General features: G+C 73.0%; 24 protein-coding genes. All 24 read left to right on the forward strand.

Annotated elements, in window-relative coordinates; translation table 11 throughout:
* Positions 1-2: 2 nt before the first annotated feature.
* Positions 3-1,418: a peptidoglycan DD-metalloendopeptidase family protein gene (locus tag VM324_12960; protein ID HVM00194.1), complete on the forward strand. Its 1,416-nt coding sequence runs from the start codon at positions 3-5 to the stop codon at positions 1,416-1,418.
* A gap of 86 nt (positions 1,419-1,504) precedes the next feature.
* A complete protein-coding gene (locus VM324_12965; protein HVM00195.1) occupies positions 1,505-1,882 on the forward strand; it encodes a response regulator in 378 nt (125 codons plus the stop codon).
* Between the two features lie 28 nt (positions 1,883-1,910).
* Positions 1,911-3,512, forward strand: coding sequence for an arginine--tRNA ligase (argS, locus tag VM324_12970; GenBank protein ID HVM00196.1), 1,602 nt, complete (start codon positions 1,911-1,913; stop codon positions 3,510-3,512).
* Positions 3,509-4,819 carry a diaminopimelate decarboxylase gene (gene lysA / locus VM324_12975; GenBank protein ID HVM00197.1) on the forward strand — a complete coding sequence of 437 codons (1,311 nt, stop codon included), beginning with the start codon at positions 3,509-3,511 and terminating at the stop codon, positions 4,817-4,819. Before argS ends, lysA begins: the two co-directional genes overlap by 4 nt.
* Positions 4,820-4,872: 53 nt before the next feature.
* Positions 4,873-6,180, forward strand: coding sequence for a homoserine dehydrogenase (locus tag VM324_12980; GenBank protein ID HVM00198.1), 1,308 nt, complete (start codon positions 4,873-4,875; stop codon positions 6,178-6,180).
* A gap of 294 nt (positions 6,181-6,474) precedes the next feature.
* Positions 6,475-7,578: a threonine synthase gene (thrC, locus tag VM324_12985; protein ID HVM00199.1), complete on the forward strand. Its 1,104-nt coding sequence runs from the start codon at positions 6,475-6,477 to the stop codon at positions 7,576-7,578.
* 17 nt (positions 7,579-7,595) lie between these two features.
* Positions 7,596-8,528, forward strand: a complete 933-nt coding sequence (locus tag VM324_12990; protein HVM00200.1) for a hypothetical protein — start codon at positions 7,596-7,598, stop codon at positions 8,526-8,528.
* 32 nt (positions 8,529-8,560) lie between these two features.
* On the forward strand, positions 8,561-9,415 hold the full coding sequence (locus VM324_12995; protein HVM00201.1) for a metallophosphoesterase: 855 nt from the start codon (positions 8,561-8,563) through the stop codon (positions 9,413-9,415).
* Between the two features lie 33 nt (positions 9,416-9,448).
* A complete protein-coding gene (locus tag VM324_13000; protein ID HVM00202.1) occupies positions 9,449-10,822 on the forward strand; it encodes a hypothetical protein in 1,374 nt (457 codons plus the stop codon).
* Positions 10,823-10,906: 84 nt separating this feature from the next.
* On the forward strand, positions 10,907-11,857 hold the full coding sequence (locus tag VM324_13005) for a hypothetical protein (protein ID HVM00203.1): 951 nt from the start codon (positions 10,907-10,909) through the stop codon (positions 11,855-11,857).
* A gap of 40 nt (positions 11,858-11,897) precedes the next feature.
* Positions 11,898-13,631: a transcription termination factor Rho gene (rho, locus tag VM324_13010; protein HVM00204.1), complete on the forward strand. Its 1,734-nt coding sequence runs from the start codon at positions 11,898-11,900 to the stop codon at positions 13,629-13,631.
* An 81-nt stretch (positions 13,632-13,712) separates the two neighbouring features.
* Positions 13,713-13,961: a 50S ribosomal protein L31 gene (gene rpmE / locus VM324_13015; protein ID HVM00205.1), complete on the forward strand. Its 249-nt coding sequence runs from the start codon at positions 13,713-13,715 to the stop codon at positions 13,959-13,961.
* Positions 13,962-13,968: 7 nt separating this feature from the next.
* Complete coding sequence (locus VM324_13020; GenBank protein ID HVM00206.1) at positions 13,969-15,030, forward strand: DUF1385 domain-containing protein; 1,062 nt, start codon at positions 13,969-13,971, stop codon at positions 15,028-15,030.
* Between the two features lie 76 nt (positions 15,031-15,106).
* The gene (prfA, locus tag VM324_13025) at positions 15,107-16,198 is read left to right on the forward strand and encodes a peptide chain release factor 1 (GenBank protein ID HVM00207.1); all 1,092 of its coding nucleotides are present in this window, start codon (positions 15,107-15,109) and stop codon (positions 16,196-16,198) included.
* A 2-nt stretch (positions 16,199-16,200) separates the two neighbouring features.
* Complete coding sequence (prmC, locus tag VM324_13030; GenBank protein HVM00208.1) at positions 16,201-17,076, forward strand: peptide chain release factor N(5)-glutamine methyltransferase; 876 nt, start codon at positions 16,201-16,203, stop codon at positions 17,074-17,076.
* A gap of 114 nt (positions 17,077-17,190) precedes the next feature.
* Positions 17,191-17,883: an L-threonylcarbamoyladenylate synthase gene (locus VM324_13035; GenBank protein ID HVM00209.1), complete on the forward strand. Its 693-nt coding sequence runs from the start codon at positions 17,191-17,193 to the stop codon at positions 17,881-17,883.
* A gap of 18 nt (positions 17,884-17,901) precedes the next feature.
* Positions 17,902-18,366 (forward strand): ribose 5-phosphate isomerase B, encoded by a 465-nt coding sequence (rpiB, locus tag VM324_13040; GenBank protein HVM00210.1) that lies wholly within the window; start codon positions 17,902-17,904, stop codon positions 18,364-18,366.
* A complete protein-coding gene (glyA, locus tag VM324_13045) occupies positions 18,363-19,619 on the forward strand; it encodes a serine hydroxymethyltransferase (protein ID HVM00211.1) in 1,257 nt (418 codons plus the stop codon). The genes rpiB and glyA overlap by 4 nt, the downstream gene beginning before the upstream one ends.
* 15 nt (positions 19,620-19,634) lie before the next feature.
* Complete coding sequence (locus VM324_13050; protein HVM00212.1) at positions 19,635-20,828, forward strand: MraY family glycosyltransferase; 1,194 nt, start codon at positions 19,635-19,637, stop codon at positions 20,826-20,828.
* A 36-nt stretch (positions 20,829-20,864) separates the two neighbouring features.
* The gene (locus VM324_13055) at positions 20,865-21,215 is read left to right on the forward strand and encodes an AtpZ/AtpI family protein (protein ID HVM00213.1); all 351 of its coding nucleotides are present in this window, start codon (positions 20,865-20,867) and stop codon (positions 21,213-21,215) included.
* Positions 21,202-21,663: a hypothetical protein gene (locus tag VM324_13060; protein ID HVM00214.1), complete on the forward strand. Its 462-nt coding sequence runs from the start codon at positions 21,202-21,204 to the stop codon at positions 21,661-21,663. The genes VM324_13055 and VM324_13060 overlap by 14 nt, the downstream gene beginning before the upstream one ends.
* The gene (gene atpB, locus VM324_13065) at positions 21,660-22,478 is read left to right on the forward strand and encodes a F0F1 ATP synthase subunit A (GenBank protein HVM00215.1); all 819 of its coding nucleotides are present in this window, start codon (positions 21,660-21,662) and stop codon (positions 22,476-22,478) included. The genes VM324_13060 and atpB overlap by 4 nt, the downstream gene beginning before the upstream one ends.
* Positions 22,479-22,548: 70 nt before the next feature.
* Positions 22,549-22,758, forward strand: coding sequence for an ATP synthase F0 subunit C (gene atpE / locus VM324_13070; protein HVM00216.1), 210 nt, complete (start codon positions 22,549-22,551; stop codon positions 22,756-22,758).
* Between the two features lie 32 nt (positions 22,759-22,790).
* Entirely contained in the window at positions 22,791-23,342 is a 552-nt protein-coding gene (gene atpF, locus VM324_13075) for a F0F1 ATP synthase subunit B (protein ID HVM00217.1), read from the forward strand.
* Positions 23,343-23,346: the final 4 nt, after the last annotated feature.

A 23,346-nucleotide genomic window follows, 5' to 3' on the forward strand; every position in this document is an offset into this window, starting at 1 on the left:
CCATGTTGCGCCCCTCCGCATGCGGCGGCGCGACGGGCATCCGGGCCACCATCTGGCTCGGGTGCCTGTTCGCACTGCTGGCGACCGCACTGCCCGTCCCCGCGCTGGCCGTCCAGCTCGAGCCGCCGGTGCCGCCCACCGACCCCCCACCGGACGCGGTGGCGCCCGACCCGGAGGAGGCCGCGCGCCTCCAGGCCGAGCGTGAGGAAGCCGCCCGCCAGGAGGCGCTCCTCCGGGAGGAGGAGCGCAGGACGCGGCTCGCCCAGGCGCTCGACGCCGCGCGGGCGGAGCTGTCCGCGTCGGAGGCCGGCCTCGTGTCCGCCCTGGGCAGGGCGAACCGGGCCCGCGGTGACCTCGTCGTCGCCCGCTACGACCTCGAGGACGCCCGCAAGCGCCTCGCCGACACGGAGGCCCGGATCCGCCGTGCCGAGCGCGAGCTGCGGCGGTCGACGGCGCGGCTCGAGGGCATACGGGAGGATCTCGCCGCCGAGGCGGTCGCCGCCTACCAGGCCGGCAGCACGAGCCAGACACCGGCCATGGTGGCCCTCGAGGCGGTCGTCCGTTCGCGCAACCCCCGCCAGTTCGTAGCCGGTCTCGGGTACCTCAACGCCATGCTCGGCGCGCGGGTGAGCCAGTTCGAGGAGGCGCAGGAGACCGTCGACCGCCTGACGGAGGGCGCCAAAGCCCGCGAGGTGGCGCGCCAGCGCGCCGAGGAGGCCCTCGCCCTCGCCGAGGAGACGCATACCGCCGCGGCGTCGGAGGCACCCCGAGAGGAGGGGCGGCTCGCGGCCGCGCTCGCCGCGCACCTCGAGCGCGTCGGGGAGCTCGTCGGCTTCGCGAGCGCGCAACGAGCCACCGCCGAGGCGACCGACGCGGGCACGGTCACCGCGGACAACGTGCAGCTCGCCTCGCGCATCGCGGAGGTGGCGCGCCAGTCCGCCACGACCGCGGAGCGCCTGCGCACCGGCTCCGACCGCATCGCCGCCGGCAAGGACGGTCTGCCGCCCTGGCGGGAGTTCCGCTGCCCGGTCGACGGCACCGTCCAGTTCGTGAACGACTGGGGGTTCCCGCGGACCGGGAGCCGCAGCCACGAGGGCACCGACGTGTTCGCCGAGCGCGGCACCCCCATCGTCGCCATGGCGGACGGCGTCGTGCAGCGGGTGTCCCGCCAGGACGTCGGACTCGGGGGGCTGTCGGTCACCTACGTCGTCGACGGGCACCGCATCTACAACGCCCACCTCGACACCGTCAGCGACGGCCTCGAGGTGGGCGACGAGGTCAGGGCCGGCCAGCGGATCGGCACCGTCGGCACCTCGGGCAACGCGCGCGGCACCCCGCCACACAACCACGTCGGCATGTACACGGCCGACGACGCGCCCATGAACCCCTACCCGATCCTCCGGCGGGCCTGCCGCTGAGTCGCGTGCCGGCGGGGGGCCGATCTGCGGCTTCTGGGCGGGCGGTCTAGCATCCGCTGTCGGAAACGGACGGCGAGGAGTGACTCGTGGCACGGGTGATGGCGGTCGACGACGACCACGTGATCCGCGGGTTGCTCGAGGTGAATCTCGAGATGGAGGGTCACGAGGTGGTCACCGCCGTCGACGGTGAGGACGCGCTCGCCAAGGTCCGCGCCGACCCTCCCGACCTCATCCTGCTCGACGTCATGATGCCGAACGTCAACGGCTGGCAGGTGGCCGAGGAGCTCAAGAGCGACGAGGCCACACGCGACATCCCCATCATCTTCCTGTCCGCGCGGGCCATGGACGCCGACCTGCGCAAGGGCGCGAGCCTCGGGGTGGAATCCTACGTGACGAAGCCCTTCGACCCGATCGACCTCATGGAGCTCATCAGCCGGCTGCTCGAGGCCCGCGGTGGGCGGTGACGGCCCCGCACCGCCGACGGCTTCGGCGGTGACCGCGGCGGACGGGCTCGCCGACCTCGTGCGCAACGCGCTGACGGCGGCGGGCCTGCCCCCGGCCGACCCCACGTTCGAGCGTCCCCGCCAGCGCGCGCACGGCGACTGGGCGACGAACGTGGCGCTCAGGCTGGCAAAGCCCGTCGGCCGCCCGCCGCGCGAGATCGCCCAGGCCATCGTCGACCACCTCGAGCTGCCCGCCGACGTCGCGGCGGCCGAGGTAGCCGGTCCGGGGTTCGTCAACTTCCGGCTGTCGCACGCCGCGCTCGAGGAGGTGGTCCGCTCGGCCGTCGCCGCGGGGCACGCGTGGGGGCGGCGGCCCGCCGAGGTTCCGCCACGACGGGTCAACGTCGAGTTCGTAAGCGCCAACCCCACCGGACCGCTGCACGTCGGGCACGGCCGCCAGGCAGCGCTCGGCGACGCCCTCGCCGCGCTGCTCGAGGCCACCGGCCTGGCGGTCACCCGGGAGTTCTACTTCAACGACGCCGGCGGCCAGATGCGGCGGTTCGGTGAGAGCGTGGCCGCCGCAATCCGCGGTGAGGAACCCCCCGAGGACGGCTACCACGGCGCCTACATCGCCGAGCTGGCCCGCGAGCTCGTGGCGTCCGGCGAGAGCGAGGACGTCACCGAAGCCGCGTACGCGCGGATGCTCGAGCGGATCAAGGCGACGCTCGCCGCGCTCGGGGTCCGCTTCGACGTGTACTTCGGGGAGCGGACCCTGCACGAGTCAGGGCGCATCGCCGACGCGATCGAGCGTCTGCGGGCGGCCGGCCACGTCTACGAGGGCGACGGGGCGACGTGGCTGCGCACGACGACGTTCGGCGACGACAAGGACCGCGTGCTCGTCAAGGCCGACGGGGCGATGACCTACTTCGCGGCCGACTGCGCGTACCTCGTCGACAAGCTCGAGCGCGGCTTCGACCAGCTCGTGTACGTGCTCGGCGCTGACCACCACGGCTACGTGGCCCGCCTGCAGGCCATCGCCGCCGCCGCCGGCCTCGAGCCCGGACGTGTCGAGGTCGTGCTCCACCAGTTCGTGAACCTCTACCGCGCCGGTGAGGTCGTGCGCATGAGCAAGCGCACCGGCGACATCATCACCTTCGACGAGCTCATCGAGGAGGTGGGTGGCGACGCCGCCCGGTACACCTTCCTCCGCTACTCCTCCGACGTCACCATCGACTTTGACATCGCCGCGGTCGTCCGCCAGGACCGCGAGAACCCCGTCTACTACGTCCAGTACTCCCACGCGCGCATCGCCGGCATCATGCGGACCGCCACCGCCCGCGGGGTCGTGCCCGGCGACGTCGCCGACGCGGCGCTCGACCGGCTCACGCACGAGGCGGAGGTGGAGCTCGTCCGCCGGATCGGCGCCTATCCGGAGACCGTGGCCTACGCCGCGGAGCAGCGCGCGCCCCACCGCATCGCCCACTACGCCGAGGACCTCGCCGAGGGCTTCCACCGCTTCTACACCCAGTGCCAGGTGGTCGGCGACGATCCGGAGCTCACACGGGCCCGCTACTGGCTGTGCGTGGCGGCCCGCCAGACGCTCGTCAACGCGCTCGACCTGCTCGGCGTGAGCGCCCCGGAACGGATGTGACCGGCGTCTGGCCGCGCACGGCCGCGTTCGCGGACGGGCGCCTCGCGCGCCTCGGCGGCGTGGACGTCGACGCGCTCGCCCGGGAGCACGGGACGCCGCTGTACGTCCTCGACCACGCAGAGCTCGTCGGGCGCATGCGCGCGTACCGGGATGCGTTCGGAGACGACGTCGCGGTCACCTACGCCGGCAAGGCGCTCTGCGTCGTCGGCGTGCTCCAGATCGCCGCCCGGGAGGGCCTGCACCTGGATGTGGCCAGCGGCGGCGAGCTCCACACCGCCGCCCGTGCGGGTTTCCCGATGGAGCGGGTGCTCCTGCACGGCAACAACAAGTCGGAGGCCGAGCTCGCCCAGGCCGCCACGCTCGGGGTCGGGCGGGTCGTCGCCGACAGCTTCTCCGAGCTCGAGCGGCTCTCCGCGCTGGGGGAGCGGCTCCGCCACGACTACGCCGTGCTCCTGCGCATCACGCCCGGCGTGACCGCCGTCACCCACGACTTCATCCGCACCGGCGACGACGACTCGAAGTTCGGCTTCACCCTGTCCGCCGGCCTCGCCCACGCCGCGGTCGAGCGTGCGCTCGCCCTGCCCCGGATCGACGTGCGGGGGTTGCACTGCCACGTGGGCAGCCAGGTCACCGCCGCTGAGGTCTTCAGCGCCGCGGCGGTGCTGCTCGTCGGCCTGCTCGACGACGTGCGCACCCGCCACTGCACCGTGCTCGGGGAGCTCAACGTCGGCGGCGGGCTCGGCATCGCCTACGCCGAGGGCGACGATGCCCTCGACGTGCGCGACTACGCGCGGGCCCTGCGCGAGGCGGTCAGCCGGGAGTGCAGCCGCCGGGGGCTGGGCGAGCCGCGGCTGGCCGTCGAGCCCGGCCGGTCGATCGTGGGCCCGGCAGGCGTCACCCTCTACACCGTCGGCACGGTCAAGGAGGTGCCCGGGGTGCGCACCTACGTGAGCGTCGATGGCGGCATGAGCGACAACCCGCGCCCCGCCCTGTACGGCGCCCGCTACACGTTCGCGCCCGCCGGCCGCCAGGCCGGCGCCCCCGCGCCCTCGCGCGTGACCGTCGTCGGCAAGCACTGCGAGTCCGGCGACGTCCTCGGCCGCGACGTCGAGCTCGGCCCGGGGATCGCCGAGGGCGAGCTGCTCGCGGTCGCCGCCACGGGCGGCTACGCCCATTCCATGTCGAGCAACTACAACCGCCTGCCGCGCCCCGCGATGGTGCTCGTCGCCGACGGTGAGGCGCGGGTGCTCGTCCGTCGTGAGACCCTCGACGACGTCGTGGCCCGCGACGCGCCGCTCGAGCCGTGAGGAGCGCGCCCTACACTTCCTGACCAGGACGCACAGGGGTGTGAGGCGACAACATGGAAACGGAAGTGGACGAGCCGCGGCGGCGGACGCTCACCGTCGGCCTGCTCGGCTGCGGCATCGTCGGGTCGGGGGTGGTGCACCTGCTCCGCGAGCACGCCGACGAGATCGCCGGCCGGCTCGGCGCCCGCCTCCAGGTCGGCCCCGTCGCCGTGCGTACCCTCTCCCGCAACCGCGAGGTCGCCGACCTGCGCCTGACGACCGACCCGCACGAGGTGACGGCCAACGCCGACGTTGACATCGTCGTCGAGGTCATGGGCGGCATCGAGCCCGCCCGGGGACTCATCACCGAGGCGCTCGAGGGCGGCAAGAGCGTCGTCACCGCGAACAAGGAGCTCGTGGCCACCCTCGGCGCGGAGCTCATCGCGCTGGCCGACGCGCGGGGCGCGCGGCTCGAGTACGAGGCCGCCGTCGCCGGGGGCATCCCGATCATCAAGCCGCTTCGTGAGTCGCTCGCCGGCGACCGGGTGCGCCGGGTGCTCGGGATACTCAACGGCACGACGAACTACATCCTCACGAAGATGACCGAGGAGGGCGCGTCGTTCGCCGAAGCTCTCGGCGAGGCGCAGCGCCTCGGGTACGCAGAACGGGACCCGACCGCCGACATCGAGGGGTTCGACGCGGCGGCGAAGACCGCGATCCTCGCCTCCCTGGCCTTCGACGCCCGGATCGTCGCGGGCGACGTCTACCGGGAGGGCATAACCGGCGTCACCGCGACCGACATCGCCCACGCCGAGCGCATGGGCTACGTCATCAAGCTGCTCGGCATCGCGGAGGAGACCGACGGGCGGGTGGGCGTGCGGGTGCATCCCGCCCTCATTCCCGACCACCACCCCCTCGCGAGCGTGCGCGAGTCGTTCAACGCCGTCTTCGTCGAGGGGGAGGCGGTCGGCGACCTCATGTTCTACGGGCGCGGCGCCGGGTCGCTTCCGACGGCCAGCGCCGTCGTCGGCGACATCATCACCGTCGCGCGCGCGGTCCTGTCCGGCGAGCGCCCCGCGAACGGCAGCCTCCTCGCCGACAAGCCCCTGCGGTCCTTCGATGAGAACACCGTCCAGTTCTTCATCCTCCTCGACGTCCTCGACGAGTCGGGCGTCCTGGCCGCGATCGCCGCGACCTTCGGCGAGCACGACGTGTCGATCAGGAGCGTGTGGCAGGAGGGTGCGGGCGACACCGCCCAGCTGCTGCTCATCACCCACGCCGCCAAGGAGCGCGACGTGCAGGCCACCCTCCACGCGCTGCGCGGGCTTGCGGTCGTGCGCGACGTGGCGAGCGTCATCCGGGTCGAGGGCGGGGAGGCGTAGCGCGAGCCCCCGCGCGCGGCTCCGGTGCAGCATTTCATCAATTTTGATGATGCACCCGGACGCGTTCTGGCCCATGCTGCGTCCAGAGCAAAGGTACGAGGTCTGGCTGGAGAGTCCGACGGTCGCACCGCCCGTGTCAGGGCGCGGGCGCGGCCGGCGGTGGGGGGCTCCTCCGGCTGACCCCGTCACACGCTCCCGGCGGGAATCGGCGGCGCCTCGCACGTCAGCGAGGCGCCGCCGCCCATTTTCCCCTCGGGCCGGGGCGGGCCGGCGGCTGCGTACACTGCACCGGCCATGACCGGTGCCCTCGACCGCAGTGAGACGCCGGCGTCACCGCTCGCGGGCGGGCGCCAGTGGCGGGGCGTCATCGAGGAGTACGCCGACCGCCTGCCGCTCGGCGGCACGCCGGCGGTGACCCTGCGCGAGGGAGGGACCCCCCTGATCGCGTCGGCCGACCTCTCGGGGGCGACCGGCTGCGAGGTGTGGCTGAAGTTCGAGGGCGCCAACCCGACCGGCTCCTTCAAGGACCGGGGTATGACCGTGGCGATCTCGGCTGCCGTCGCCGCCGGCGCGAAGGCGGTGATCTGCGCCTCGACCGGCAACACCTCCGCCTCCGCGGCCGCCTACGCGGGCAAGGCGGGCCTCGTCTGTGGCGTGCTCGTCCCGATGGGCAAGATCGCGCTCGGCAAGCTCGCGCAGGCGCTCATCCACGGGGCCCGGGTCATCCAGGTAGACGGCAACTTCGACGCCGCGCTCGACATCTGCCGGATCCTCGACGAGAAGTACCCCGTCGACCTCGTGAACTCCGTCAACCCGCTGCGCATCGAAGGGCAGAAAACCGGCGCGTTCGAGGTGTGCGACTTCCTCGGGCGGGCACCCGACGTCCACGTCATGCCGGTCGGCAACGCGGGCAACATCACCGCCTACTGGCGGGGGTACCGCGAGTACCACGCCGACGGGCTCGTCGACCGCCTGCCGGTCATGCGGGGGTTCCAGGCAGCCGGCGCCGCCCCGATCGTGCGGGGGACGGTCGTCGAGCAGCCGACGACGATCGCCACCGCCATCCGCATCGGCAACCCCGCCTCGTGGGAGCAGGCGGTCGCCGCCGCCGACGAGTCCGGCGGGTCGATCCGTGCGGTCACCGACCGGGAGATCCTCCGCGCCTACCGCCGCGTCGCCCGCGAGGGGGTCTTCTGCGAGATGGCGTCGGCCGCGAGCGTCGCCGGCCTGCTCCAGCTCGCCGAGGGCGGGCACCTCGCGGCGGGGCAGACGGTCGTGTGCGTGCTCACCGGCCACGGCCTCAAGGAGCCCGACTGGGCCATCTCCGGCGCGGCGGTTCCCCCGGTCATCCCACCCGACGTCGACGCCGCCGCCGAGCTTCTCGGCCTCGGCACGTGAGCGGGGCGCGTCCCCCGGTGACCACGGTGACCGACGCCCTGACCGTGCGGGTGCCCGCCACGAGCGCGAACCTCGGCCCCGGGTTCGACGCCCTCGCCGTCGCCCTCGACGTGCACATGACCGCGTCGGTCGCCGAGCGCGACCGCTGCCGCGTCCACGTCGACGGCTGCGGCGTCGACGAGCTGCCCGACGACGAGGGCAACCTCGTGTGGCGCGCGTTCGCGGCGTACTGCGGCTGGGCCGGCGTGCCGGTGCCCGACGTCAGCCTGCGCGCGTCGAGCGACATCCCGCTCGAGCGCGGCATGGGCTCGTCGTCGGCGGCGGCGGTGGCCGGGGCGGCGCTCGCCCGCGCCCTCGTCGCGGGTACGCCCGGCGCTCGCCGGGCCGACGACGCCGAGCTCGTCCGCCTCGTCGCCCCCTTCGAGGGGCACGCCGACAACGCGGCGGCGGCGGTGCTCGGCGGCCTCGTCGTCTGCACGAACGGGCGCGTGCTGCGGCTCGAGCCGAGCGCGGCCCTGCGCCCGGTCCTCTGCATCCCCGAGCAGCGCCTGGCGACCTCCCTCGCCCGTGGTCTCCTGCCCGATGTCGTGGCCCACGCCGACGCTGCGGCCAACGGCGCGCGCGCAGCGGTGGTCCTCGCGGGGCTTGCGGGGGCGGTCGCGTGGGACCCCGCGGCGATGCACGACGTGCTCCACGAACCCGCGCGGTTCGCGGCAATGCCCGACAGCGGCCGGCTCGTGGGGACGCTGCGGGAGGCCGGCGTCGCCGCATGCCTGTCCGGCGCCGGTCCCGCCGTGCTCGCGGTCGTGGCCTCCGGCGACCCGGGGGTCCTCGCGCGCATCCGCGCCGCGGCGGGCCACGGGTGGCGGGTGCGCCCGTCGCGCTGGGACCGGTCCGGCGCCGCGGTCCACCGGCGCGCCGCGGTCGGCTGCGAGGACGCGACGCGCTGAGGCCGCGGGGGTGGCGGACACGTTCGGATAAGGTGGCGGTCACGTCACGCATGCCGAGGGAGACCATGGTCACCATCGCCCACATCTCCGACCCGCACGTCGGATCCCCCCATTTCGTGCCGAACCTCCTCGACCGCATGCTCACGGAGATCGACGAGCTCGCCCCGGACGTCGTCCTCTGCACGGGTGACATCACCGACAACGGCCTGGCCGGCGAGTACAAGGCCGCGGTCGGCTACTTCAGCCAGATCCGCCAGCCCCTGTTCATGGTCCCCGGCAACCACGACAGCCGCAATGTCGGCTACGTACACTTCGAGCGGGCGTGGGGCCCGCGCTACTGGGTCCACGACGTCGGGCCGGTCCGCATCGTCGGGGCCGACTCCTCCGAGCCCGACCTCAACGAGGGCAAGCTCGGCCGCGAGCACTACGCGTGGCTGCGCGAGTCCTTCGACTGCCCCGCGGAGCTGAAGATCTTCGCCGTGCACCACCACCTCATCCCGCTGCCCGGCACGGGCCGCGAGCGCAGCACGATGCAGGACGCCGGCGACGTGCTCGAGCTGCTCCTCGGCGCGGGCGTGCAGCTCGTCCTCAACGGCCACAAGCACGTGCCCCACGTCTGGCGCCTGGAGCACCTCTACATCGCCAACGCGGGAACCTGCTCGAGCCTGAAGCTCCGCGGCGACGGGAAGCCGTCCTACGCGATCGTCGAGTACAGCCAGGGGCAGGTGCGCATCCACCGCAAGGCACCCTTCGGCGAGGCCGCCCTCATCGCCCACTGGAACCCCCGCACCGGCGAGCAGTACCGCCGGGAGTTCGAGCCGCTCTTCTCGGCACCCTTCCCGCCCGACTCCGCCGACGTGACGACACCCGCGGCGGAGCCGGCCTGACCCCCCTCCGGGGCCGCGTCCCCGCCTGAGCGCGTGAACCGCACCGACCGCACCGCCGTGGTGCTCGTCGACGGAGAGCACTACCCCCCGGTCGTGCGCGCCGCCCTCGCCGACCTCGCCGCGCGGGGGACTCGGGCGGTCGCGGCGTTGATGCTTGGCGGCACGGAGAAGGTCGCGGGGCACGGGGCCGCCGTCGACCTCGGCGTGCCGACCGAATGGGTCGGCCGGCCCGCGGACGTGCAGGCCGCCGCCGAGGCGCTCGGCGTGCTGCTCGAGCGGGTGCGCCCCGACGTCGTCGTCGACCTGTCCGACGAGCCGGTCGTCGACGCGCGGCGGCGGCTGCGCCTCGCGAGCCACGCGCTCCTTGCCGGCGTGCCCTTCGAGGGTCCGGACTTCCGGCTCACGCCGCCCCCGCGGCCACGCCTCGCCAGGCGCCCCTCGGTCGCGGTCGTCGGGACGGGCAAGCGCACCGGCAAGACCGCGCTCACCGGCGAGGTCGTGCGCCAATTCACGGCGGCGGGGCGCACCCCCGTCGTGGTGGCCATGGGGCGGGGCGGCCCGCCCGAGCCCGTGGTGATCCGCGCCGGCGACGACGTCGGGCCCGAGCGCCTGCTCGCGATCGCCGACGGGGGAGCGCACGCATCGAGCGACTTCTACGAGGACGCGGCAACGACGGGGGTAGCGACCGTCGGCGCGCGTCGCTGCGGTGGCGGTCTCGCCGGTGCGGTCGGCTTCTCCAACGTCGCCGACGCCATCCGGGCGGCGGAGGAGCTGCCCGGCGACCTGACCGTCCTCGAGGGCAGCGGCGCGGCGCTCCCCCCCGCGCACGCCGACGCGACCGTCCTCGTCGTCGCGGCGGACGCGGATCCGGAGCTGCTCGGGGGCTACCTCGGTCCTTACCGTCTGTTGCTGGCGGACCTTGTAGTCGTTACAATGGCCGAACCGCCGAGGTCCTCCCCGCACCAGGTGGAGGCAGTCCTCGAGGTCCTCCGAACCTTCTCGCGACTGAGCCCTGTTGTGCGAACGGTCTTCCGTCCTGTCCCTCTCGGGCCGGTGACCGGGACACGAGTGTTCTTCGCGACGACCGCACCTGAAGCTGTCACCACCGGACTTGCTCCCTACCTGCAGGACCGGTACGGCTGCGAGGTGGTCGCAACCAGCAGCCACCTCGCCGATCGTGAGGCACTGCGAGCCGATCTTCGGGCGGCGCCCGGGTTCGAGGTCCTCCTCGTGGAGCTGAAGGCCGCGGCGGTGGACGTCGCGGTGCGCACCGCCACTGCAGAGGGGGCTCGCGTGGTTTTCTGTGACAACCGCCCGGTCGCCGTCGACGAAGAGCGCGACGGCAGGCTCGACGTGGCGCTCCGAAACCTGGCCCGCCTCGCGGACGAGCGGTTCACCACCGACTGACGCTCCAGAAGGGTCGATCGGGACAGCCGAGTGAGAGACATCCAGGAGAGGACAGCAGAGCGGCCCCCGAGCCAGAACCGTCACGTGACGATCCGCGACGGCAAGGCGGGGCTGCCGTACTCGAAGGGCCTCATGGCGACGTCGGTCATGGCTGCAGGGCTGCCGCCCTTCCGCGCCTTCCACGTGGCGGAGATCATCGAGCAGCGCCTGCACGCCGAAGGGCGCTCCGACGTGTCGACCGCCGAGCTGCGCGACCTCGCGGCGGGCGTGCTCGAGGAGGAGGTCGGACCCCGCTACGCGGACAACTACCGGCTGTGGCAGCGGGCGCAGGACCGCCCGGCGCCGCTCATCGTCCTGATCGGCGGCACGACGGGGGTGGGCAAGTCGACGATCGCGACGACCGTGGCCGGACGCCTCGGCATCGTCCGCATCGTGTCCACCGACGCCATCCGTGAGGTCATGCGCGGCATCTTCACCCGCGAGATGATGCCCAGCCTGCACTCCTCCTCCTTCGACGTCGGCCGGGTGCTGCCCGACCTGCCGGGCAGCGTCGACCCCGTCATCGCGGGTTTCCGCCAGCAGGTGCAGGCGGTTTCGGTGGGGGTCAGCCAGGTCATCCGCCGGGCCGTCCTCGAGGGCACCGACCTCATCGTCGAGGGCGCCCACCTCGTCCCCGGGGCGGTCGCGGTGCCCGCCAAGGAGGAGGCCGTCATCGCCCCCATGGTGATCACGGTCGACGACGAGCAGATCCACCGCAGCCACTTCGTCGCGCGCGGCCAGGACGCACGCAGCCGCGCGAGCGACGGCAGCGACGCCTCCGGAGGTGGCAACCGCTACCTCGAGCGCCTCGACGCCATCCGCACCGTGCAGGACTACCTTCGCACCCTCGCCCGCGCGCATCGCGTCCCGGTCGTGCACAGCTACAGCCTCGACGCCACAGTGTCGCGCGTGATGGAGCTCATCGTGTCGGCAACCACCGAGTTCCCGAACCCCCGCCCGTCCGTAGCCGAACCCGCCGGAGAGGCCGGCGCCTGACCGAGGCCCGGCCGGACCGATCACCGACAGGAGCCCACCGATGGACCCGAGCGTCCTCGCGACGAAGCCGCTCACGGAGCTGAAGACGATCGCCGCGCAGCTGGACATGCGCGGCTATCAGCGGCTGAAGAAGGCCGACCTCGTCGACGCCATCGTGCGCGCCGCCAACGGTCAGCAACCGCACCTGCCGCCCGCCACCGAAGGCGGCGCGAACGGCTCCTCCCGGCCCGCCGGGCCGGCCGACGCCGTGCTCGGCCCCCGCGACGGTGAAGACGGTGAAGAGGTCCGCCCCCGGGTGCGCACCCGGACACGCGAACGCCACAGCGGCGACGGGCAGGAGCGCGACGGCGAGGACGAGACCCGCGCCGACGCCCCGACAGCCCAGCGCGCAGGCGCCGACACCCCGGCCGCGCCACGCGCAGGCGCCGAAGCCACGCAGGTCGCCCCCGAGCGACAGGACGAAGTCGGCGACCCCGACGGGTCGGGTTCGGACACCGACGACCGTGACGGTGAGGGCGGTCGCCACGGCGACGGCGCGAACAGGCGGCGGCGCAGCCGCCGCGAACGCCGGCGCGGCAAGGGCGCCGGTCACGCGGCAGGCCCGCCGCAGTCAAAGGGACGCCCCGACGAGCCGGGCGCCGGCGAGGCCGGCGAGGTGCGCGCGGGCGTGCTCGACATCCTGCCCGAGGGCTACGGGTTCCTGCGCACGAGCGGCTACCTCGCAGGCGACACCGACGTCTACGTCTCCCAGAGCCAGATCCGCCGGCACGGGCTGCGGCGCGGCGACGTCGTCGAGGGACCGATCCGCCAGCAGAAGTCGAGCGACAAGGTCCCGGGCCTCCACCACGTCATGAAGGTCAACGGCGTGGAGCCCGACGAGAACGGCAACCTCCCCCACCGCCCCGACTTCAAGGACATGACGCCGCTCTTCCCCGACGAGCGGCTGCGCCTCGAAACGCCCGACGGGCCGATCTCCATGCGCATCGTCGACCTCATGTCGCCGATCGGCAAGGGCCAGCGCGGTCTCGTCGTGTCCCCGCCGAAGGCCGGCAAGACGACCATCCTCAAGGAGCTCGGGCAGGCCATCGCCTACAACAACCCCGAGTGCCACGTCATGGTCGTGCTCGTCGACGAGCGCCCCGAGGAGGTCACCGACATGCAGCGGTCGGTGCCCGGGGAGATCGTCGCCTCGACGTTCGACCGACCGGCGGACGACCACACCTCCATCGCCGAGCTCGCCATCGAGCGGGCGAAGCGCCTCGTCGAGGCCGGCAGGGACGTCGTCATCCTGCTCGACTCGATCACGCGCCTGTCGCGCGCCTACAACCTCGCCGCGCCCGCGTCGGGCCGCATCATGTCCGGCGGCGTGGACTCCACCGCGCTCTATCCGCCGAAGCGCTTCTTCGGCGCTGCGCGCAACATCGAGGGCGGCGGCTCGCTCACGATCATCGCCACGGCGCTGATCGAGACCGGGTCGAAGATGGACGAGGTCATCTTCGAGGAGTTCAAGGGCACGGGGAACATGGAGCTGCGGCTCGACCGGCGCCTCGAGCAGAAGCGCATCTTCCCGGCGATCGACATCGAGGCGAGCGGCACCCGCAAGGAGGAGCTCCTGCTCGACAAGGAGGAGCTCATGATCATCTGGAAGCTCCGGCGCGTCCTCCACGCGCTCGACGGCCCGGCCGCCCTGGAGCTGCTCATCGACAAGATGCGCTCCACGCGGAGCAACAACAAGTTCCTTCTGCAGATCCAGCAGTCCAACCTGCAGAGCTGACACGCCCTGATCGCGGCGCGCCGACGCCGGGGCGGCCGCTGCTACCATCGGCGTTCGACCTCTTCCAGGAGCCACACGACCATGAAGTCCGAGATCCACCCCGACTACGTGCTCGCCACGGTCCGCTGCTCGTGCGGCAACGAGTTCACGACCCGCGCGACGCAGGACGAGATCCGCGTCGAGCTCTGCAACGAGTGCCACCCCTTCTACACGGGCAAGCAGAAGCTCGTGGACACCGGGGGACGCGTGGAGCGCTACAAGCAGCGCTACGCCAAGTCGCTCGAGAAGCAGGCCGGAGCCAACCAGGCCGACACCGGCAAGCGGGCCTGACGCCGACGTGGGGCAGGACACGGACCGGGCGACGCGCGCCCACTCGCCGCACTACTACGGTGGCCAAGCGGTCATCGAGGGCGTCATGATGCGCGGCCAGGACAACTGGGCGGTCGCGGTGCGCAGGCCGGGCGGTGAGATCTACCTCGAGCGCCACCCGGTCAGCGACTTCCCCAAGCGCCACCCGCTGTTCCGCAAGCCGATGTTCCGGGGCATGTACGGGCTCGTCGACGCCCTGACCATCGGCACCCGCGCGCTCACCATCTCGGCGAACCAGTCCGTGGAGCAGGAGGAGCAGCTGTCGGGCAGGGCGATGGGCGGCAGCCTCGCCCTCGCGCTGCTGCTGTTCATCGGCGTCTTCATCATCCTGCCGAACGTGGGCCTCGCGACGCTGCGCGACGTGTTCGGCTCCGAGTGGGTCTACCACGTCGTGGAGAGCGTCGCCCGGGTGGCGATCTTCCTCGGCTACCTCTGGGCGATCTCGCTGCTCGCCGACATCAAGCGGGTGTTCGCCTACCACGGTGCCGAGCACAAGACCATCGCCGCGTGGGAGCACGGGGAGCGGCTCGAACCCCGCGCGGTCGACCAGTACACGACCCTGCACGTGCGCTGCGGGACGAACTTTCTGCTCATGGTGATGCTCATCGCCATGGTGGTCTACACGCTCGCGGGCGCGCTCGTGCCACCGGCCGAGGCCACCGGCTGGCTCGGCTACGCGACCTACCAGATCGTGCTGCGCGTCGTGCTGCTTCCGGTGGTGGCCGGCCTCGCCTACGAGGCGCTGCGGCTCGGGGCCGGCCGGGACAACCTCCTCGTCCGGGCGATGATGAAGCCGGGGCTGTGGCTCCAGATGATCACGACGAAGCCGCCGGACGACGACCAGATCGAGGTCGCGATCCGTGCCTTCGAGGCCGTCGTGCCAAGCGCGCAGCTCGAGGGGCGCACCTACGGTGGGCTCACCTCGCCCGTCGTGTGGGGGCCCGACGACGCGCAGCCGAACGCCTACGGTCTGCCCGCCGACGTCACGGGCGCGCCGATCGCACCCGAGGAGCCCCACTCCGGGGGATAGCGGTGGGTGAGCACCGGCGGGCCACGGCGCGAGACCGACGCCCGCCGCTCTCGCCGCCCCGAGCTGGAGCATTCCTGTGACCGCAACGACCGGCCTCGACCGCCGCCTCGACGACATCGAGCGCACCTACAGCGAGCTCACCGCCGCGCTCGCCGATCCGCAGGTGCTCGCCGACTCCGGCCGCTACGCCCAGACCGCGAAGCGCCACGCCGAGCTCGCGGAGATCGTCGAGGTGTCCGCGGCCTACCGGCAGGCACGCGACGACGCCGCCGCCGCGCGCGAGCTCGCGCGCGAGTCGGGGACCGAGGACCGCCAGCTGTTTCGCGCGGAGGCCGAGGAGAACGAGACCCGCGCCGAGCGGCTCGCCGACCGCCTGCGCCTGCTGCTCGTGCCCCGCGACCCACTCGACGACAAGAACGTCATCGTCGAGATCCGGGCGGGCGCGGGAGGCGACGAGGCGGGGCTGTTCGCCGGCGAGCTCTACCGGATGTACGCCCGCTACGCCGACCGGCGGGGCTGGAAGGTCGAGGAACTGTCGAGCTCCCCGCAGGGCGTCGGCGGCTTCAAGGAGGTCATCTTCGAGGTGCGCGGCACCGGCGCCTACTCGCGCCTCAAGCACGAGTCGGGCGTCCACCGGGTCCAGCGCGTCCCCGTGACCGAGTCGGGGGGGCGCATCCACACGTCCACGGCGTCGGTGGCCGTCATGCCCGAGGCGGAGGAGGTCGACGTGACGATCGACCCGAAGGACCTCGACATCGACGTGTACCGCTCGTCGGGTCCCGGCGGGCAGTCGGTGAACACGACCGACTCGGCGGTGCGTATCACGCACCTGCCGACCGGGCTCGTGGTGAGCTGCCAGGACGAGAAGTCCCAGCTGCAGAACAAGGAGAAGGCGCTGCGCATCCTCCGCGCGCGGCTGCTCCAGGCCGAGCAGGAGCGGGCCGCCCGCGAGCGCGCCGACGCCCGCGCCGCCCAGATCGGCACGGGGGACCGCTCCGAGAAGATCCGCACGTACAACTTCCCGCAGAGCCGCGTCACCGACCACCGCATCGGGCTGACCGTCCACAACCTCACCGACGTGCTCGACGGTGACCTCGGCGCCGTCGTCGACGCGCTCGCCGAGGAGGAGCAGCGCCGCCGGCTCGCCGTGCTGTCCGAGGGCCGCTGACGGTGACCGGCGTCCCGCTCGCCGACGGGGGCGCACCGGTCGTCGGCGCGATGCGGCACGTCCTCACCGACCGCCTGGCGGCCGCGGGGGTGCCGACGCCCGCGGTGGACGCGGAGTGGCTCCTTCGCCACGTCACCGGGTGGTCGCGCGCGGAGCTCCGGGCACGCGCGGGCGCGGTCCTCGGCGCCGACGAGCTCAGCCGGCTGGAGGAGCTCGGCGGTCGCCGGGCCGCCCGCGAGCCCCTCCAGCTCGTCCTCGGCTCGGTCGGCTTCCGCCACCTCGAGCTCGAGGTCCGCCCGGGGGTGTTCATCCCCCGACCCGAGACCGAGGTGCTCGCCGGGGAGGCCCTCGCCCGCCTGCCCGCCGGCGGCGTGGCCGTCGAGCCGTGCACCGGCAGCGGCGCGGTGGCGTGCGCGGTCGCTGCCGAGGCCGATCCGGGGCTGGTGGTGGCGACGGACGTGTCACCCGCGGCGGTCGCCCTCGCCCGCGACAACGCCGCACGCTGCGGGGTGGAGGTGACGGTGGCGTGCGGCGACCTGCTCGACCCCGTCGACCCCGTCCTGCGCGGCCGCGTCGACGTGCTCGTCGCGAACCCGCCCTACGTCGCCGCCGACGAGCTCGACGGCCTCGAGCCCGAGGTGGTCGCATGGGACCCCCCCGCGGCGCTCGTCGCGGGCCCGACCGGCCACGAGGCCAGCGACCGCCTCCTCGCCGCGGCGACCCGCTGGCTCGTCCCCGGGGGCTGGCTGCTGCTCGAGGTCGCCGAGACCCGCGCGGCTGCGACGGCGGGGCGCGCCTCGGCCGCCGGGCTGACCGACGTGGCCGTGGTCGCCGACCTCGCCGGTCGTGAGCGGATCGTCGTGGCCCGCCGCGCCTGAGCGAACCCGCCACGGCCGGCACGGTGTGCCATGGCGCCGGGCGCGATCGCCGGCGTTCCCGCCGGCCGGTTCCCCGCCTCGGGGGCCGGCGCGGGGCCCGCTAGCATCCCGCGCGTGAGCGACATCGTGGCCCTCGACGACGCGGACGAGGCCCACACCCGTGCCGTGGGGGCCCTGCGCGCCGGCGACCTCGTGGTGGTCCCCACGGACACGGTGTACGGGGTGGTGGCCGACGCGTTCTCCCGGCCGGCGACGGGGCGGCTGCACGCCCTGAAGCGCCGAGGTCCTGACGTGCCCCTGCCGGTCGTCGTCCGCAGCCCCCGTCAGGTGTCGGGTCTCGTCGAGCACGTGCCCGAGGCGGCGGAGCGGCTCATGGCGTCGTACTGGCCGGGGCCGGTGACCCTCGTGCTCCCCGCCGCCCCGGGGATGACCTGGGACCTCGGCGACACCCGTGGCAGCGTCAGTCTGCGCATGCCCGCCGCCGACTTCCTCCTCGACCTCGTCGCGGAGATCGGCCCGCTCGCCTGCACGGGCGCCAACCGCCGGGACGTCCCGCTGGCGGCCGACGTGGCGGAGGTGCGCCGGCAGCTCCGCGCCGACGTGGCACTCTACGTCGACGGCGGTCGCCGGGACGGCCCTCCCTCGACCGTGGTCGACGTCACCCGCGACGGCGCCCACGTGCTCCGCCCCGGGGCGATCGCCGAAGCGCACATCAGGCAGGTGGCCGATGGCACCGTCGGGTGGGGGCAGCGCCCCGCACCTGGCGACCTCGACGAACCCTCCACCCACCGACACGACCCGGCTTGACGGAAGGGAACCCCCCGCATGCGTATCGCCATCGGCTCCGACCACGCCGGCTACCCGCTGAAGCGCCACCTCGTGACGGTGCTCGGCGAGCTCGGTCACGACGTCGCCGACCACGGCACGGACTCGACCGAGTCGGTCGACTACCCACCGATCTGCGCCGCGGTGGGGCGCGCGGTGGTCGAGGGGGCCGCCGACCGCGGCATCGTGCTCGGGGGCAGTGGGCAGGGTGAGCAGATCGCCGCGAACAAGGTGCCCGGCGTGCGTGCGGCGCTCTGCCACGACCTCTACACCGCCCGCATGTCGCGCGCCCACAACGACGCGAACGTCCTCGCCATGGGAGGACGCATCGTCGCCGACGGCCTCGCCGAGGAGATCGTCGGCGTGTGGCTCGCCACCGACTTCGAGGGCGGACGCCACCAGCGGCGCATCGACCAGATCCGCGAGATCGAGTCGACGAGCACACGAGAGGAGCGGTCGACATGACCGACTGGAACACCGACCTCGCCACGGCCGACCCCGAGATCGCCCGGGCACTCGCCGACGAGCTCGCCCGCCAGCGCGGCAACCTCCAGCTCATCGCGAGCGAGAACTTCACCTCGCCGGCCGTGCTCGCCGCCCAGGGCAGCGTCCTCACGAACAAGTACGCCGAGGGCTACCCGGGCCGGCGCTACTACGGGGGTTGCGAGTTCGTCGACGTCGCCGAAGCGCTCGCGATCGAGCGGGTGAAGGACCTCTTCGGCGCGGACCACGCGAACGTCCAGCCGCACTCCGGGGCGCAGGCGAACATGGCCGCCTACGTCGCGCTCGGTGTCGAGCCCGGCGACACGATCATGGGCATGTCGCTGGCCCACGGGGGGCACCTCACACACGGCTCGAAGGTGAACTTCACCGGCAGGTGGTTCTCCGTGGTGCCCTACGGCGTCGCCGAGGGCACCGAACTGCTCGACATGGGCGCGGTCGCGGCCCTCGCGCGCGAGCACCGGCCGAAGGTGATCGTCACCGGCTACACCGCCTACCCGCGCGTCATCGACTTCGGGGCGTTCCGCGCCGTCGCCGACGAGGTCGGCGCGAAGCTGCTCGTCGACGCCGCCCACTTCGCGGGCCTCGTCGCCGGGGGCGCGCACCCCTCGCCCGTGCCCTACGCCGACGTCGTGACGTTCACGACCCACAAGACCCTGCGGGGCCCGCGGGGCGGCACCATCCTCTGCGGTGAGGAGTACGCGAAGGCCGTCGACAAGGCCGTGTTCCCGATGCTCCAGGGCGGCCCCCTCATGCACGTCATCGCCGCGAAGGCCGTCGCGTTCAGGGAGGCCAGCCAGCCCGGGTTCAGCGACTACGCCCGCCGGGTGGTCGCCAACGCGCGGGCGCTCGCGCAGGCCCTCGCGGGGGAGGGCTTGCGCATCGTGTCGGGAGGCACCGACATCCACTACCTGCTCGCGGACCTCTCACCCCTCGAGCTCACCGGCGCCGAGGCCGAGGAGCGCTGCGACGCCGCGGGGATCACACTGAACAAGAACGCCATCCCCTACGACCCGCGGCCGCCGATGATCGCCTCCGGTGTGCGCATCGGGACGGCGGCGGTGACCACGCAGGGCATGACGCCGGCCGAGATGGCCGACATCGCCCGGTTCATCGGACGCGTCCTGAAGTCGGAGTCCGAGGCCGCCGACGTCCGTTCGCAGGTCGCCGAGCTCGTCCGGCGCTTCCCCGCCTACCCCGACGGCCCCGCAGACTGAGCGCGGGGGTCCGCCGTGCTGAGCGAGCTCGTCGTCGTCGGGGTGGCGTTCGCGACGGTGGCCGTCGCGACCCCGGGGGCGCGGCGGCTCGCGCTGCGCATCGGGGCGGTGGACCAACCCGACGAGCGCCGCGTCCACACGAAACCCACCCCGAGGCTCGGCGGGCTCGCGCTGTTCCTCGGGGTGCTCGCCGGCCTGGCCGTCGGCTCGCAGCTGCCGGGGTTTAGCCGGGTCTTCGAGGAGACGAGCGAGCCGCAGGCCATCGTGCTCGCCTGCCTCGTCATCGTCGGGGTGGGCCTGCTCGACGACATCCGGGGCATCTCCGCCACGGCGAAGCTCGCGGGCCAGGTCGTCGCCGCGGGTGTGCTCGCACTGTCCGGGGTCAACCTCACCTTCGTCTACGTGCCTCCCGGCAACGTCGTCGCCCTCGGCCCCGACCTCGCCGCGCTCGTCACCATCCTTGCGGTCGTCGCGATGGTCAACGCCGTCAACCTCGTCGACGGCCTCGACGGCCTGGCGCCGGGGATCGTCGCCATCGCCGCGGGGGCGCTGTTCGCCTACGTCCAGCTCTCGGTGGCCGTGACCGACGGGCTGCCGTCGTCGGCGGGGCTCGTCCTCGCCGCCGTGGTCGGGGCGTGCCTTGCCTTCCTGCTCTACAACTTCAACCCGGCCTCGATCTTCATGGGCGACACCGGCGCGATGCTGCTCGGCCTGCTGCTCGCGGCGGCCGGCGTGTCGGCGGTCGGCGGCACCATCCAGCCGAGCCGTGGGGCGTTCGCGGCGTTCTCCATCCCCGTGCTCGTTCCCGCGATCGTCCTCGCAGTCCCCTTCGCCGACACGGTCTGGGCGATCCTCCGCCGGCTGCGCAGCGGCCGGGCGGTGTTCAGCCCCGACAAGCAGCACCTCCACCACCGTCTGGTGGAGATCGGGCACTCCCAGCGGCGCGCGGTCCTCATCATGTACTACTGGTCGGCCCTGCTCGCCTTCGCCGGGGTCGGCGTCAGCCTCCTGCCGCTCCCCGTGGTCGTCGGCGTGCTCACCGCCGGCGTCGTGCTCGCCCTCGCGGCGATGGTCGTCGGGCGCCTCCTGCGGGCCCGACACCGGCGCGCGGGACGTGCCCGCCGGTTTGTGTCTTCTTTCACGAAGTCCCCCCCGCACGCGCCCCAACCTGCCGCTGACCAGCGAAAACGATCCCGTAACCGTCTTTGACACCCTCAGCGGGCGATGCGTAGACTAGCCGCGGTCATGACCTCCTCGGAGCCCTCGCACGTCGGCGTGCCGCCTTCCCCCGAGAACGGGGAGTCACCGAGCGGTCGTGCCACGAGCCATGGTCGGGAGCTCTGGGTCGGCATCGACCAGGCGACGGTCATGTCGCTGGAGCTCTTGTCGGGCATCCTCGTCTGGGGAGGTGCAGGGTGGCTGGTCGACCGGTGGCTCGGCACCGCCCATTGGTTCTTCGGCGTCGGCGTGATGCTCGGCTTCGCCGCGGGTCTCTACCTCGTCTGGCTCCGAACCGATGAGGGACGGCGGTCCGTCCCCCGCCCCGCGACGCGCGCGGCGCGCGCAGGCAAGGAACGAGCGCGTGGAGGTGGCTGAGCGGCTGGCGGCGCCCGACCACCGCCCCGAACAGGCCATGGGCGTCGCCGCGGCGAAGCTGCTCGCGCTGCTCGCCGTGCCGCTCATGGGCGGCTCCTGGCTCGTCGCGGGCAGCGGGGGAGCAGCCGGCGCCGCCGCAGGCGTCCTGCTCGTCGTCGTGCTGTTCGGCGTGACGGGGCTGCTGCTCGCCCCGCTGAAGCGTGTGCACCCCTCGGTCGTCGTCGGCGTGAGCCTCGCCGGCGTGGGGCTGCGGCTCGCCGGCTACGGCGCCGCGCTGGCGGTGCTCGCGAGGTTCGACGGCCTGCACCGCCCGAGCCTCGCCATGGCCACCGCAGTGGCCTTCACGGCGACGCTCGCCTACGAGATTCGCGTCATCTCGACGACGCCCGAATTCTTCTGGGTGCGCGCCGCCCCTCCGACGAGCGCCGCGACAAGGAGCGACCTGTGACGTCCCTCAACGCCATGGTGGCGGCCGTGCCCTACGGCGGCCCCTGGGAGCTGCCGGACATCAGCCACCTGTTCGAGATGCCGACGCTCCCGTGGCTGGACTTCCAGCTGTTCGGCCTCGAGCTCGGGATCAACCGCACCATACTCATCATCTTCCTCACGGTGCTCGTCTCGATGGCCTTCTTCGGCATGGCCCTCGGGTCTCCCCAGGTCGTGCCCGGCAAGCTCCAGGCGACGGCCGAGGCCGCGGTGTCGTTCGTGCGCGACCGGGTGGCCATCGAGATCATCGGCCCCGAGGGGTCGCGCTTCGTCCCGCTGCTCTTCACGATGTTCGTCTTCGTGTTCCTCAACAACCTCGCGAAGATCACCCCCTTCCTCATGCTGCCGCCGACCTCACGGATCGCCATCCCCGGCTTCCTGGCCGTCATCTCCTGGCTCGTGTTCGTGGGTGTCGGAATGAAGGAGCAGGGCCCGATCAGCTACTTCAAGGACATGGCGTTCCCGCCCGGCGTGCCGAAGCCCGTCTACGTCATCCTCGCGCCCATCGAGCTCGTGTCGAACATCATCCTGCGGCCCTTCACGCTGGCCGTCCGTCTGTTCGCCAACATGGTCGCGGGTCACATCCTCGTGGTCATCACCCTCATCACGATCCACGCGTTCCTCGTCCTGGGGCCGGGCCTGCCCGTCGGGCTCTTCGCCCTCGTGGCCTCCCCGCTCGTGTTCGGCTTCGAGCTCCTCATCATCTCCCTGCAGGCGTACATCTTCACGATGCTGACCGCCGTCTACATCTCCTCGTCGCTCCATGCCGCGCACTGAGCGCTGCGAGCGGTGATCTCGCCCGACCGCTGTTGACCGCGGCCAGCACGCCGCAAAAAGGAGCACACTGATGGAACCGATCGGACAGGGTCTCGTCTTCGGCCTGGCAGCCATCGGGCCGGGGATCGGCCTGGGCATCCTCGTCGGCAAGGCCATCGAGGCCATGGCCCGCCAGCCCGAAGCCGCCGGCATGGTGCGCACCACCATGTTCATCGGGATCGCGATCGTGGAGGCTCTGGCGCTGCTCGGCTTCGTTCTCGTGTTCGTCATCGGCGGCTAGCCGCCGCTTACCTCGACAAGGAGCTCGACACCATGAGCGGACCAATTGCGTCGATGGTGCTGGCCGTCGAAGCGGAGGAGCAGGGCGGCGCCGGGCTGCTGCTGCCCGACGTTCCCGAGCTGATCTGGGGCCTCGTAGCGTTCGCGCTGCTCATGGCCTTCATGTCGAAGTTCGTGTTCCCGAAGATGAACGCGATGCTCGACGAGCGCAGCGCGAAGATCCAGGGCCAGATCGAGGAGGCCGAGTCGCAGCGCTCGCAGGCCGAGCAGCTGCGCCGCCAGTACGAGGAGCAGCTGGCCGACGCCCGCAACCAGGGGAACGACATCATCGAGGATGCGCGCAGCCAGGCGGAGCGGGTGCGCGCCGAGGCGCTGCGCAAGGCCGAGGAGGAGGCGGCGCAGATCGTCGCCCGCGCCCGCGACGACGTCGTCGCCGAACGCGGCCGGCTCGTGCAGGACCTGCGCGGGCAGGTGGCCGAGCTCTCGGTCGAGCTGGCCGGCAAGATCGTCCAGCGCGAGCTCGACCCCGCCCAGCACCGCCAGCTCGTCGACCAGTACATCAACGAGCTGTCGGGCCTGAACTAGTGGC

Source organism: Egibacteraceae bacterium, from assembly GCA_035540635.1.
In the GTDB taxonomy this organism is placed as follows: domain Bacteria; phylum Actinomycetota; class Nitriliruptoria; order Euzebyales; family Egibacteraceae; genus DATLGH01.